At 73.3% G+C, this 12,845-nt stretch carries 11 protein-coding genes and 1 pseudogene; 7 read left to right on the top strand and 5 right to left on the bottom strand.

The window, feature by feature from the left end:
• Nucleotides 1-91 (top strand): annotated as a pseudogene (locus ACWD3D_RS23420) (GntR family transcriptional regulator); the annotation flags it as partial.
• A gap of 108 nt (nt 92-199) precedes the next feature.
• Here the strand turns inward: ACWD3D_RS23420 and ACWD3D_RS23415 are convergent.
• Nucleotides 200-1,294, bottom strand: a complete 1,095-nt coding sequence (locus ACWD3D_RS23415) for a DUF5925 domain-containing protein (RefSeq protein ID WP_451462773.1) — start codon at nt 1,292-1,294, stop codon at nt 200-202.
• A gap of 289 nt (nt 1,295-1,583) precedes the next feature.
• On the opposite strand from ACWD3D_RS23415, the gene ACWD3D_RS23410 reads away from it, so the two are divergent.
• On the top strand, nt 1,584-1,847 hold the full coding sequence (locus tag ACWD3D_RS23410) for a hypothetical protein (RefSeq protein WP_275494980.1): 264 nt from the start codon (nt 1,584-1,586) through the stop codon (nt 1,845-1,847).
• A gap of 271 nt (nt 1,848-2,118) precedes the next feature.
• On the opposite strand, the gene ACWD3D_RS23405 is transcribed toward ACWD3D_RS23410, so the two are convergent.
• The 3 genes from ACWD3D_RS23405 to hmgA all read right to left on the bottom strand — a co-directional run bounded on the left by ACWD3D_RS23405 (nt 2,119) and on the right by hmgA (nt 5,861).
• Nucleotides 2,119-3,456, bottom strand: a complete 1,338-nt coding sequence (locus ACWD3D_RS23405) for a type ISP restriction/modification enzyme (protein WP_451462772.1) — start codon at nt 3,454-3,456, stop codon at nt 2,119-2,121.
• Between the two features lie 108 nt (nt 3,457-3,564).
• On the bottom strand, nt 3,565-4,434 hold the full coding sequence (locus ACWD3D_RS23400) for a GntR family transcriptional regulator (RefSeq protein WP_451462771.1): 870 nt from the start codon (nt 4,432-4,434) through the stop codon (nt 3,565-3,567).
• A 71-nt stretch (nt 4,435-4,505) separates the two neighbouring features.
• Complete coding sequence (hmgA, locus tag ACWD3D_RS23395; RefSeq protein ID WP_451462774.1) at nt 4,506-5,861, bottom strand: homogentisate 1,2-dioxygenase; 1,356 nt, start codon at nt 5,859-5,861, stop codon at nt 4,506-4,508.
• A gap of 226 nt (nt 5,862-6,087) precedes the next feature.
• Here hmgA and ACWD3D_RS23390 point away from each other — a divergent pair, with 226 nt between their 5' ends.
• From ACWD3D_RS23390 to ACWD3D_RS23380, 3 genes are all read left to right on the top strand, one after another.
• Nucleotides 6,088-6,699, top strand: coding sequence for a TetR family transcriptional regulator (locus tag ACWD3D_RS23390; RefSeq protein WP_451462770.1), 612 nt, complete (start codon nt 6,088-6,090; stop codon nt 6,697-6,699).
• A gap of 115 nt (nt 6,700-6,814) precedes the next feature.
• Nucleotides 6,815-8,995: a molybdopterin-dependent oxidoreductase gene (locus ACWD3D_RS23385; protein ID WP_451462769.1), complete on the top strand. Its 2,181-nt coding sequence runs from the start codon at nt 6,815-6,817 to the stop codon at nt 8,993-8,995.
• 261 nt (nt 8,996-9,256) lie between these two features.
• Complete coding sequence (locus tag ACWD3D_RS23380) at nt 9,257-10,693, top strand: ABC transporter ATP-binding protein (RefSeq protein ID WP_451462768.1); 1,437 nt, start codon at nt 9,257-9,259, stop codon at nt 10,691-10,693.
• A gap of 99 nt (nt 10,694-10,792) precedes the next feature.
• On the opposite strand, the gene ACWD3D_RS23375 is transcribed toward ACWD3D_RS23380, so the two are convergent.
• Complete coding sequence (locus tag ACWD3D_RS23375) at nt 10,793-11,590, bottom strand: helix-turn-helix domain-containing protein (protein WP_451462767.1); 798 nt, start codon at nt 11,588-11,590, stop codon at nt 10,793-10,795.
• Nucleotides 11,591-11,843: 253 nt separating this feature from the next.
• Here ACWD3D_RS23375 and ACWD3D_RS23370 point away from each other — a divergent pair, with 253 nt between their 5' ends.
• Together ACWD3D_RS23370 and ACWD3D_RS23365 are read left to right on the top strand one after the other, a co-directional pair.
• The gene (locus tag ACWD3D_RS23370) at nt 11,844-12,515 is read left to right on the top strand and encodes a DUF4097 family beta strand repeat-containing protein (protein WP_451462766.1); all 672 of its coding nucleotides are present in this window, start codon (nt 11,844-11,846) and stop codon (nt 12,513-12,515) included.
• An 11-nt stretch (nt 12,516-12,526) separates the two neighbouring features.
• Nucleotides 12,527-12,845: ATP-binding cassette domain-containing protein (locus ACWD3D_RS23365; RefSeq protein ID WP_451462765.1), on the top strand; the 319-nt coding region annotated here is incomplete at its 3' end.

Raw genomic sequence — 12,845 nt, 5'->3', positions numbered from 1 at the left:
CTACGCGGACGAGGCCAGGCGCCTCGGACTCTCCCGCGCCGCCGCCCTCGCCCTCGCCGAGGACGCGGTGCGGGCGGCGTACGAGGGCTGAGGGCGGTCTTCGTACGCCGCGCGCGGTGGCCCACGGGGGCTCAGGGGCCGCTCGCGGTGGCTTTACGGGGCTCCGGGGCCGCGCACGGGGGCGGGCGGCTCGCGCCGCTCAGAGGTAGAGACCCGCTTCGGCGCCCGCCTCCTGCTTCGGCACCGAGGCCGGGCCACTGCCCCGCCGCAGCGCGAACAGCTCGGCGAGGGTCGCCCCCTCACGGCCGACCCCCTCGTCCGTCCCCAGCCAGGACACCGCCTCGGTCCTGCTCAGCGGGCCGACCTCGATCCGCGCCAGGCAGCGGCCGGGCCGGACGACCGCCGGGTGCAGCCGTTCCAGGTCCTCGTTGGTGGTGACCGCCACCAGGACGTTCCGGCCCTGGCCGAGCAGGCCGTCCGTCAGGTTGAGCAGCCGGGAGAGCGCCTGGCCCGCGGTGTGCTTGGCCTCGCCCCTGATGAGCTCGTCGCAGTCCTCCAGGAGCAGCAGCCGCCAACGCCCCTTCTCCGAACCGTCGTCCTCGCCGATCGCGATGTCCATCAGATAGCCGACGTCGTTGAAGAGGCGCTCCGGGTCCAGGACGCAGTCCACCTGGCACCAGTCGCGCCAGGCGCGGGCCAGCGTCCGCAGCGCCGAGGTCTTCCCGGTCCCGGGCGGGCCGTGCAGCAGCAGGAGCCGGCCGGAGATGTCGTCCGGGGTGAGCTTCATCAACCCGTCCATCGCCCCGGCCACCTGGGCCGAGTAGTTGGGGCGGACCTCGTCCCAGGTGCCGGCGGAGATCCGGCGCGTGGTGCGGTGCGGCCCGCGCTGCGGCGAGACGTACCAGAAGCCCATGCTCACGTCCTCGGGCTGGGGCTCGGGTTCGTCCTGGGCGCCGTCCGTCGCCTCCTTGAGGACCCGTTCGGCCAGCTCGGCGCTGGTCGCGGTCACGTTGACGTCGGCGCCCCGGCTCCACCGCCGGGCGAGCAGGGTCCAGCCCTCGCCTTCCGCGAGGGTCGCGCTCCGGCTGTCCTCCCGGGCGGTCCGCAGCACCGTCGCGCCCGACGGCAGGAGCGTCTTGCCGGGCTTGACGCGCTCCAGGGACGAACTGTGCGAATACGGCTGCTCGCCCGTCGTGAAGCGGCCCAGGAACAGCGAGTCCATGACGTCGGAGGGAGAATCACTGTCGTCGACGGTGAGCCGGATCGGCAGCGCGGACTCGAGGTTGGCAGACATGCGCCCATGATCGGGCACCGTGCGGCCCGGCGCACCGGATTTCACCGACCGATGCCCGGGGGCGGTCGCTCGTCCCGGTGGAGTGCGCGAAGGCGGCCGGGGCCCGGCGGGGGCGTGCGCCGGGGTGCGCGAATCACCCAAGTCCCGTCCGTATCAGGTGAATTGTGTGACGCACCGTCAACCCCCGCATGCGTGTACGTAATCCTGTGCCCGGGATACGCGTGTGTCCTCGCGGAGCGATAGGGTTAACCTGCCCGCACCGGGTGCCCTCGTACGGGTGGGGAGTGACATGGAACAGATAACGGTCCGCAGCAGGCCGCGCGTGCCTGCCATCACATGTGGAAGCAGTGCGACCAGTTCGCGGCTCGACCGCCATCTCGCGGTGCTCGGCGGCCCCGCGCTGCCGCAGCGTGAGACAGCCGAGGCGACGCTGCTGATGCGCGAGCTGACCTCGCGCGACGCCGCGCACACCCGCGGCAGCAAGAGCGCCCGTGTGTCGCTCTTCGCTCCGCTGCGGCGACTGCGGCGCTCGCTCTTCGGTAGCCGCCACTGACGGGTCGGCCCCGCCGAGGCCGGTCCGGACCCGCCGGACCCGGCCGCCATCGGCCGGCCGGTATCGGCCCGGTCGCCACCGGGTCGGCCCTCGCGCGGGTCGGCCCGGGAGATCGCTCTGTCCCGATGCGGGGCTGCCGCCTGCCCACCCGTCCTCCCCGGGCGTACGGCGGCACCCGCTCCGGTGCGGAGAGTGGCGCGGAGCACCGGCGTACGAAGCCCGGCTCCCTCCCCGCCGGGCGGCCTGCCACGGACCGCCGGCCAGGGTGAACTCACAGCAGGGTGAACTGCCCCTCCGGACCCTCCTCGCGCTGGCCGAGCACCGAAGCCGGACGCCGTGCCGCCGCCGGAACCGGCAGCGCCCCGGCCGCCCGCAGCTCCTCCCGGCCGAGGGTCGGGGCCGCGCGGATCCGCTCGGCCAGCTCCCGCTGCCGGTCACGTACTCCGTCGAGCAGCGCCAGTACGGTGATCAGTTCCAGCAGCTCCGAGGTCCACTCCCGGGGCCAGCCGGCCGGCCCGATCGCGTCCAGCCCTCCTCGCTCGGCGTCGGCCCACGCGGCCGCCCGCCGGCCGAACCACGTCTCCAGCATCCGTGCGCCGCCCACCCGGAACTCCCAGGCCTCCGCGGGGACCGGAGCGATCCGCCCCTCGTCGAGCAGCAGAGTCCCGCTCCCCGCGTCGTACACGATCGAGCCGGGCCGGGGCGGCACCGCGGAGCGCACGTACGGCCGCCGCCCGCCGGGCAGCCGGGGGCGCTCGCCACCACGCGCCCCGCGCAGCTGAATTCCGAGCAGCTCGCGGCCCAGCTCCACCCCGGCCGACCAGAGAGCCCCGTCGCGCGGCAGCGGCACCAGGTATCCGCCGGGGGAGGGGCGCGCGGCGGCCAGGGTCCAGGCGAGCAGCGCTTTTGGGGGTACCGGCTCACCGACTGCGCCCGGACCACCGGGGCCGGGGCCGGCCGCGCCGAGTGCCGCGCACAGCCCCGGGGCCAGATTGGGTTCCGCGCCACCGGGGCGCCGGTAGAGCGGCCGGACGCGGCCGGGGCGTCCGGCGGGCGAGTACCCGTCGGGGAGCAGCGCGGTCACCGAAAGGGCGGGGCCGGAGTCCCCGGGAAGGAAGCCGTGTTCGAAGACGAAGAGCTGGTGGGCGTCGGCCACCCGCCAGAGCTCGGGCCTGGCCGCGTCGATCAGCCGGTGGTCCGGAATCAGCCACTGCTCGTCGAAGGGCCCGTGCTGGACGCGTACCGGCTCCGGGTACGTCCCCGGGTCCCGGGCCAGCCGTCCGGTGGAGGCGGTCCGCCCCGGCAGCGCCGCGGCCGGAGTCTGCGGGCCGCGCGACCGGGTGGGCCGGAACAGCCGTTCCTGCTCCTCGCCCTCGGCCCGTACCAGCCGCTCCCAGCGCGCCCTCAGGGAAGCCGGGTCGGGGCCGGTGACCCAGGACCGGCCGGTACGCAACGGCCGTACGGACCACGGCATCAGCTCGTCCAGGGTGAGGTGGCCGGCTCCCTGGCGCGGCACCCCGCGAGGAGCCCCGGAACCCGGGCCGGAACCGTCCCCGCCACCCGGACCCGCCGTGTCGCGGGCATCCTCGGCCGCCCTGCCCGCTGCCACCGTGTCGTCCTCCCGCTCGCCACGTCCGCCCGCTCCCTCCCGGCATCGTAACGGGGCGGCAGGGCGCCGCACCGGGCCCGACCGGACCCGCTCGCGGCACGGGAGGTCTCAGTCGGCGTCCACCGTCACCGAGAAGGAGAAACGGTCGCCCCGGTAGTGGATGCGGGCCACGTCGACCACCCGGCCCCCGCTGTCGTAGGTGACACCGGTGAAGTGCAGGATCGGGCTGAGCAGCGGCACCCGCAGCAGCGCGGCGGTGGCCGGGTCGGCGAGCCGCGCCTCCACGGTGTCGGTGATCCGGGCGATGGAGACCCCGGCAGTGTCCCGCAGGATCTTCGTCATCGGCCACCGCTCCAGATCCGCGGCGTCGAGCCGGGCGGCGACCTCCGGACGCACCGTGTTCTCGGCCCAGTTGACGGGCTCACCCGTCACCGCGTCGCGGCGCAGCCGCCGGTAGTTGACCACCTCCGTACAGTCCGGGAAGTGATGGGCCAGTTCGCCGGGCACGGCGCCGGGCCCGTGGCCGAGGACCGTCGTCAGTTCGCCCGACTGCTGGGCCACGATCGCGTCGACGGACCCGAGCACCCGGACCGGCCGGCCCCGCCGGGCCCGGGGCTCGATGAAGGTGCCGTGCCGCCGCTGCCGGCTGATCAGCCCCTCCGCCTCCAGCTCCTTCAGCGCCTGGCGCATGGTCAGGACGCCGACCCCGTAGTGCCCGGCGAGCCGTTCCTCGGTCGGCAGCCGGGCCGGAGCGTCCTGCGGGCGGCCGAGTATCGAGGCGCGCAGCGACTGGGAGACCTGGTACCAGAGCGGGAGCTTCCCCGTGAGCACCAGCGAGTCCGGCGCGAAGGAGGCCGCCCGGGCCTGCTCAGGCACCCCGGCACCGGGGTCGCCCGCGGCCGGCTCCCCGTCGGCCGGCACCCCTGCCACCGGAGCGACCCGGCCGGTCCGGTTCCCGCTCGTTCGCCCTGCCGGCATCCGGCCCCCTCGACTCGTACGGCTTCGCCGGACATGGTTTCCCGGACGCGGCTTCGCCGGACGTGGCTTCGCTATGGCCGGAAGTTGTTGTCGAGACCCTGCCACACTCCGTCGTAGCCGCGCTGCAGATGGGGGGCGGAGGCCGCCTGCCCCGTGAGCGTCAACGGCCTGCGCGTCTCGAACATGAACGCCAGTCCGTCGTCGATCCGTTGCGGTACGAGCTCCGCCGTGCTCGCCCGGTCGAAGGTCTCCCGGTCCGGTCCGTGCGCCGACATCATGTTGTGCAGCGAACCGCCGCCCGGGACGAAACCACCGGCCTTCGCGTCGTAGGCACCCTCGATCAGCCCCATGTACTCGCTCATCACGTTGCGGTGGAAGTAGGGCGGCCGGAAGGTGTCCTCGCCGACCAGCCAGCGCGGTGCGAAGACCACGAAGTCGACGTCGGCCAACCCCGGGGTGTCGGTCGGCGAGGTCAGCACGGTGAACACCGACGGGTCGGGGTGGTCGTAGCTGATGGAGCCGATGACGTTGAAGCGGCGCAGGTCGTAGACGTACGGGGTGTGGCTGCCGTGCCAGGCGACGACGTCCAGGGGGGAGTGGTCGTAGACCGAGGTCCAGAGGTTGCCGCAGAACTTGTTGATCACCTCGAAGGGCCCCTCGCGGTCCTCGTACGCGGCGACCGGGGCGCGGAAGTCCCGCGCGTTGGCGAGGCCGTTGGCGCCGATCGGACCCAACTCCGGCAGCCGGAACGGGCTGCCGTAGTTCTCACAGACGTACCCCCGGGCGGACTGGTCGAGCAGCTCGACCCGGAAGCGCACCCCGCGCGGGATCAGCGCCACCTCGCCGGGCGCGGCGCGCAGCAGGCCCAGTTCGGTGCGGAGCAGCAGCGCGCCCCGCTCCGGGACGATCAGCAGTTCACCGTCGGAGTCGCTGAACACACGCTCCGTCATGGAGAAGTTGGCATGGTAGAGATGCACCGCCATGCCCGTGCGGCCGGCCGCGTCGCCGTTGCCGCCCAGCGTCCACAGCCCGGACACGAAGTCGGTGCCGGGGGAGGGGGCGGGCAGCGGGTCCCAGCGCAGCCGGTTGGGGTCGGGCACGGACTCCGTGAAGGGCGCGGAGCGCAGCGTGCCGTTGCCGGCGCGGACGAACGCCGGATGCGCGGCCGAGGGCCTGATCCGGTACAGCCAGGAGCGGCGGTTGTGCGCGCGGGGCTCGGTGAACGCGGAGCCGCTGAGCTGCTCCGCGTACAGCCCGAGCGGCGCGCGCTGGGGGGAGTTGCGGCCGTGCGGCAACGCCCCCGGCACAGCCTCGGAGCTGTGTTCGTTGCCGAAACCGGTGGAGTACCCCGGCTGGCCGGCCTCCGTTCCCCTGCCCCCCGGGCCGCGTTCGTCGTCGGTGTGCCGCGTGCCGTTCGTACCGCCCATACCGCTGCTCCCGGTGGAGAGACGGGCCCCCGCGGCCCTCGGGGACACGCGGGAACCGTGGAGGGTGAATCCTATGGAACACCGTAGGAATGGAGAAGGGGTCCGTCAACGCCAATCGCCGGACTCCCGGGAGTCGCACTCGGGAGTCGCACCGGGGAGTGACGGGCGTGCCTCCCGCCGGAAGGTCCCGCGTCCGTCCCGCGCCGGCGGGCGGCATGATGGGGCCGTGTCCCACCCGAAACCGAACCTGCGCCGCGCCCCCGTCCAGCGGCGCAGCGCCGAACGGCTCACCCGGATACTCGACGCCTGCGCGGCGCTCCTCGACGAGGCGGGCTACGAGGAACTCTCCACCCGGGCCGTCGCCGTCCGGGCCGAGGTGCCCATCGGCTCCGTCTACCGCTTCTTTCCCAACAAACGCGCCCTGGTCGACGCGCTCGCGGTGCGCAACCTCAACTCCTACACCGAACACCTGACCGTCCGGCTCGCCGACGTCCCCGCCGCCGACTGGCGGGGCGCGATCGACGCCGTACTCGACGAGTACCTGGCGATGCGGCGTACGGTCCCCGGCTTCGCCCAGGTCGACTTCGGGGCCGCCGCGCACGCCGACGACCCGCAGCACCAGGCGAACCACCGGCTCGCGGACCGGCTCGCCGCACTCCTCGCCAGGCACCTCGGCGGCAGTCCCGACGCGGACCTGCGGCGGGCCGTCCTGGTCGGCGTGGAGGCGGCCGACGCCACGCTCCAACTCGCCTTCCGCGAGGACCCGTCCGGCGACCCCGCGATCGTCGCGGAGACCCGGGTGCTGCTCCACGCCTACCTCGCGCGGGTGCTCGACTGAGGAGCATGACGGCGTCAGGGGGGTGTCCGTCCCGGCCCGGACCGTCCGGGGGCTCCCCCACATGCGTACCGGTCGGTATGCTCGCGCTGTCCCAGTCGCTCCCCGGGGAGGCCCCGTGTCCGCCAACTCCCGCACCGCACCCCGTATCTGCCCGCTCTGCGAGGCCACCTGCGGACTGACCCTCACCATCGAGGGAACCACCGTCACCGGAGCACGCGGGGACCGTGAGGACGTCTTCAGCCGGGGCTTCGTCTGCCCCAAGGGAGCCGCGTTCGGCGCGCTCGACGCCGACCCCGACCGCCTCCGCACCCCGCTCGTCCGCCGCGAGGGCGTACTGCGCGAGGCGACCTGGGACGAGGCGTTCGACACCGTCGCCGCACGCTTCACCGCGGTCACCGACGCCCACGGACCGCAGAGCGCCGGGCTCGTCCTCGGCAACCCCAACGTCCACACCATGGCCGGCGGCCTCTATCCGCCCCTGCTGATCGCCGCGCTGCGCACCCGCAACGTGTTCAGCGCCAGCACCCTCGACCAGATGCCCAAACACGTCTCCAGCGGACTGCTCTTCGGCGACGCCAACGCCATCCCCGTACCCGACCTCGACCGCACCGGCCACCTGCTGCTCATCGGCGCCAACCCGCTGGAATCCAACGGGAGCCTCTGCACCGCGCCCGACTTCCCCGGCCGGCTCAAGGCGCTCCTCGCCCGGGGCGGCACCCTCACCGTCGTCGACCCGCGCCGCACCCGCACGGCCAGGCTCGCCGGACGCCACCTCGCGATCCGGCCCGGCGCGGACGCCCTGCTGCTCGCCGCTCTCGCCCACGTGCTCGTCGCGGAGAAACTCACCGCCCCCGGCGCCCTCGCCGACCACCTGGACGGACTCGACCGGCTCGCCGACGCCCTGACGGACTTCACCCCGGAGGCGGTCGCCGGCCCCTGCGACCTGGACCCCGCCACCATCCGCACCGTCGCGCGGGAACTCGCCGCCGCGCCGACCGCCGCCGTCTACGGCCGCATCGGCAGCTGCACCGTCGCCCACGGCACCCTCGCGAGCTGGCTGGTGGACGTCCTCAACATCCTCACCGGCAACCTCGACCGCCCCGGCGGCGCCCTCTTCCCGCTCGCCGCCACCGCGCGCGCCCCGCGCCCGCCCGGCCCCGGCAAGGGCTTCGCTCTCGGCCGCTGGCGCAGCCGGGTCTCCGGACACCCCGAGGCCAAGGGTGAACTCCCCATGGCGGCACTGGCGGAGGAGATCGACACCCCCGGCGAGGGCCGCGTCCGCGCCCTCGTGGTGCTCGCCTCCAACCCGGTGCTCTCCGCCCCCGACGGCGACCGGCTCGACCAGGCGCTCGCCGACGGGCTCGACTTCATGGTCAGCGTCGACCCGTACCTCAACGAGACCTCCCGCCACGCCGACGTCGTCCTGCCTCCGCCGCCGCCCTCCCGTTCCGCCCACTTCGACTTCGCGCTCAACACCCTCGCGGTGCGCAACCAGGTCCGCTACACGCGCCCGGCCGTCTCCCTGGACGAAGGGGCCCTGGACGAGAGCGAGATCCTCGCCCGGCTGATCCTCGCCGTCGGCGGTAGGCACGGGGCACCGCCACGGACGGTCGACGAACTCGCCATCACCGCCGCACTCGACCGGGCCGGAATGCCGGGGGAGTCGGCCGCACGCCTCGGCGGCACCACCGGCCCCGAGCGCAGGCTCGACCTGATGCTGCGGCTGGGCCCGTACGACCTCACCCTGGACGACCTGCTCGCCCACCCGCACGGCATCGACCTGGGCCCGCTGCGCCCCCGGCTGCCCGAGGTGCTGCGGACCCGCAGCGGGCGGATCGAACTGCTCCCGGAGCCGCTCGCCGCCGACCTCGGCCGGCTGCGGGCGGCCCTCGGCGACACCCCCGCCCCGCTGGTCCTGGTCGGCCGCCGCCATCTGCGCTCCAACAACAGCTGGATGCACAACATCCCCGCGCTGGGCGGCGGCACCAATACCTGCACCCTCCAGATCCACCCCGAGGACGCGCACCGGATCGGCCTCACGGACGGCACGACCGCCCGGATCGAAGCGGCCGGAGGCGCGGTCGAGGCACCCGCCGAGATCACCGACACGGTCCGCGCCGGAGTGGTGAGCCTCCCGCACGGCTGGGGACACGGCCGCCCCGGCACCCGGCTGTCGGTCGCCGCCGCCCGGCCGGGAGCCAACGTCAACCAACTGCTCGACGGCACCCTCCTCGACCCGCTCTCCGGGACCGCCGTACTCAACGGCTTCCCGGTCCTGGTGACGGCGGCGCGGTGAGGCCGGGGCGCGGTCGGCCTCAGGGCGGGGCGGCGGCGAAGGCGCGCGGTCGCACCGGAAGGGATTCGCTTCAACTCCCTTGATCCCCAAGCGAAAACGTTGCGACAACCGGAATCTCCCGTGGCACTTCCGGCCGGACGCGCCCCTGTCGTCGCAACCTTCGCGCGAGTCATTCACACACCCCGCACCGTGGGTTAACTTCCATCCACGCAGCCGCTCCCCACAGTGCAGCCGCATCACTTTTCCATGGGCGGAACCCTCATGACTCGCGCGATCTCTCTGCAGGACATCAGCAAGGCGTACGGACGGGGTCCGCGTGCAGTGGACCGCTTCTCGCTCGACATCGAACCCGGTGAGTTCGTGGTGCTGCTCGGCCCCTCGGGCTGCGGCAAATCCACGGTCCTGCGGATGATCGCGGGGCTGGAGGAGGCAACCGAGGGGGAGATCCTGCTCGACGGAGAACCGGCCTCCCATCTCCAGCCCCGCGAACGGGGCATGGCGATGGTCTTCCAGAACTTCGCCCTCTACCCGAGCATGACGAACCGGGGCAACATCGGCTTCCCGCTCAAGCTCCAGAACCCGCGCGAGGACAACACCGAGCAGATCGAGGCCACCGCGCGGATGCTGGGCATCGAGGGCGTCCTCGACCGTTACCCGGGCCAGCTCTCCGGCGGCGAGCGCCAGCGGGTCGCCATGGGCCGGGCCATCTCCCGCCGCCCCTCGGTCTTCCTGATGGACGAGCCGCTCTCCAACCTCGACGCCAAGCTCCGCAATCATCTGCGTGCGGAAATCGCCCAGCTCACCAAGGAGTTGGGGGTCACCACCGTCTACGTCACGCACGACCAGTCCGAGGCGATGTCCCTCGGTGACCGGGTCGCCGTGCTGCGCGGCGGAGTGCTCCAGCAGGTCAGCGCACCGCGTCAGGTGTACGCCCTGCCGGAGAACGTCTTCGTCGCCGCCTTCATCGGCACCCCCAGGATCAACCTCCTCCAGGCCGTCGTGCACGCCCCGCTCGAAGGGCGGATGTCGCTCGATCTGGGGCGGCAGCGCCTCGCGTTGCCCGAACCTCTCAGCCCCGACCACCAGTTGCTCCGCATCCAGCAGGGCCGCAAGATCATCGTCGGGCTGCGCTCGGAGGCCGTACGGATCGCACCGCCGAGTCAGGCCCGCCCCGGCGAGGTGGCGCTCGGCGGCATCGTCCAGCATGTGGAGTACCAGGGCCACGAGGCGCTGGTGCACCTCAGTACCGGCTCGCAGCCGGCCGTGGTGCCCGATCTCGAATCCGCCCGCCCCCAAGCGCCCACGCGCCGCCGCCGCACGGCGGGCGGCCGGGCAGGGGGAGCGGTCCACGGCGACCCCGGGGGCTCCTCGCGAGGCGGGCGCCGGGAGGGCACGGCCTGGGCCCGGGGCGGCGGCCTCGGCGTACTGGAACGCCTCCGGGAGAAGGCCGGCCACATCAGCGGACCGGTCGTGGCACTCGGTGAATCTCCCCATCACGGACAGGGGCACGCCATGAGCGGTCCCGACCGCCCGGCCGTCAGCCCCGGCGACCTCGTCGTGCGAACCAGCCCGGACATGCGGCTGCGCACCGGCGGCCAAGTGCCCCTGCTGGTCGACCTGGCACACCTGTACGTCTTCGACCACCAGGGCCGGCGGATCTGCCCGCTGCCCAGGGACGTGCCCGGGCTGGACGTCTGAGCGGTCCGCCCCGCACACCGCCCGCCCGTACACCGCCCGCCCGCACACCGCCCGCACAGCGCCCGCCCGTACCACCGTGCGCCCGTACACCGCGCGCCGTCAGCCCTCCGGACCGGTTCCGGAGGGCTGACCGGCTTCGGAAGGCTGACCGGCTCCGCGGTCTCCGTCCGGCCCCGGCTCCGCGGGCTCCGCGGGCTTCGCGACGAGGATGTCGCGGGCCTGTTCGGCGGCGCGAGTGATGCTCTCCGAGACGAAGTCGGTGAAGCGGGCGATGTTCTCCATACGGTGGGCGGCCGGTGTGCCGGGACCCAGGACGCCCACGCCCTGCCGTGCCACCTCGGCGAGTTGGGCGGTGGAACGGGCGCTGGCCATCACCGACTGGTACCAGACGTCGTCGTCCGCGACGTACCGCTCGCGGCGCCCCTCGTCACGCTCCCGGCGGACGAGACCCTGGCTTTCGAGGTACGCGATCGACTTGGAGACGGTCGCCGGGCTGACCTGGAGCCGCCGTACGAGTTCGGACGCGGTGACGCTGCCCGCGTCGGTGGTGTAGAGACAGACCAGAATCCGGGCCATCATCCGCGACAGACCCGACTGGACGAGGATGTCCGTGAACGTCTCCTCGTACGCGCGCACCGCCTCCGCGTCCCGTCCGTGCTCCAACGGCGCCTCGGTCTCCCGGACTTCCGTCTGCCGGGGGCGCTGCGCCCGGCGCCCGGTGGCGCGCTGGGCCTGGTCGGCGCGGTAGCCGGTGGGGCCGCCGTTGCGCATCACCTCCCGGGTGACGGTCGAGGTCGGGCGGTCGAGGCGCCGGGCGATCTCCGCGTAGGCGAGGTCGTCGGCCAGTCCGAGCGCGATCTGCTGGCGCTCCTGCTGGGTGAGTCTGCCTCCCGGCATCGCGTTCTCCTTCGTGGTGCGTGGAGCCCCAGCCTAGGCCGCCCTCTTGCGTTCGCACCCATCTCATTGCAACGACTGCGGAGGGGTTCGTTGCATTCGGTTCATGTCCATTGCAATGAAATACATCAATCCACCTGTGGTGATGGGATTTTCGGGGATTACTTCGTTGCCGGAATGGTGAATGCAACGTAGCGTTTCTCTTGTCGGAAAGAGCGGGTCGCAGCGGTCCGCGAAGCAGACGAAGGAGAAAACCATGCAGAAGTTCGACACCCCCGCCCCGGTCTCGGCCGTCGTCGACATCCCCGCCGGGCTCATCCGGTTCATCGCCGCCGACCGGTCCGACACCACCGTCGAGATCCTGCCCGCGGACGCCTCCAAGGGCTCCGACGTCAAGGCGGCCGAGCGGATCGAGGTCACCCACGCCGAGGGCGTCCTGCGGATCGGTGCCCCCGCCGCGGGCAACCGCGTCCTCGGCTCCTCCGGATCGGTCGAGGTGACCGTCCAACTGCCCGCCGGCTCCGGCGTCGAGGCGAAGGCGGCGCTGGCCGAACTCCGCGGCGTCGGACGGCTCGGCGACGTCGTCTTCGAGGGGCAGCAGGCAACGGTCAAGCTCGACGAGACCGCGAGCGCCCGGCTCACCGTCCTCGCCGGGGACATCTCGGTCGGCCGCCTCGGCGGTCCCGCCGAGATCAGCACCCAGAAGGGTGACCTCCACGTCACGGAGGCCGTCCGAGGCACCGTCACCCTGCGCACCTCGCAGGGGAACATCGCCGTCGGCGCCGCCCGCGGAGTCTCCGCCTCCCTGGACGCCGGCACCTCCTACGGCCGGGTCCACAACGCGCTCGCCAACACCGACGGCGCCGCCGCCGGCCTGAACATCCACGCGACCACCGCCTACGGCGACATCACCGCCCGCAGCCTGTGAAGGAGCACCCCATGGCACACCCCACCACCGACCCGGCCATCGCGGCGAAGGGTCTGCGCAAGTCCTACGGCGACAAGACCGTCCTCGACGGCATCGACCTGGCCGTCCCGGCGGGGACGATCTTCTCCCTGCTCGGTCCGAACGGGGCCGGCAAGACCACCGTCGTCAAGATCCTTTCCACCCTCCTCACCGCCGACTCCGGTGACCTGCGCGTAGCCGGCCACGACCTGGCCGTCGCCCCGCAGGCGGTACGGGCCGCGATCGGCGTCACCGGACAGTTCTCCGCCGTCGACGGACTGATCACCGGCGAGGAGAACATGCTCCTCATGG

The organism is Streptomyces sp. NPDC002690, assembly GCF_053592415.1.
Note: the sequence above shows the minus strand (reverse complement) of the source record. Positions and strands in the feature narration are given on the sequence as shown.

Bases quoted from the DNA above. Each gene is read 5' to 3' on its own strand.
- ACWD3D_RS23415 (WP_451462773.1), bottom strand. From the start codon at position 1,294: ATGTCTGCCAACCTCGAGTCCGCGCTGCCGATCCGGCTCACCGTCGAC.
- ACWD3D_RS23375 (WP_451462767.1), bottom strand. From the start codon at position 11,590: ATGCCGGGAGGCAGACTCACCCAGCAGGAGCGCCAGCAGATCGCGCTC.
- ACWD3D_RS23400 (WP_451462771.1), bottom strand. From the start codon at position 4,434: ATGCCGGCAGGGCGAACGAGCGGGAACCGGACCGGCCGGGTCGCTCCG.
- ACWD3D_RS23380 (WP_451462768.1), top strand. From the start codon at position 9,257: ATGACTCGCGCGATCTCTCTGCAGGACATCAGCAAGGCGTACGGACGG.
- hmgA (WP_451462774.1), bottom strand. From the start codon at position 5,861: ATGGGCGGTACGAACGGCACGCGGCACACCGACGACGAACGCGGCCCG.
- ACWD3D_RS23410 (WP_275494980.1), top strand. From the start codon at position 1,584: ATGGAACAGATAACGGTCCGCAGCAGGCCGCGCGTGCCTGCCATCACA.
- ACWD3D_RS23370 (WP_451462766.1), top strand. From the start codon at position 11,844: ATGCAGAAGTTCGACACCCCCGCCCCGGTCTCGGCCGTCGTCGACATC.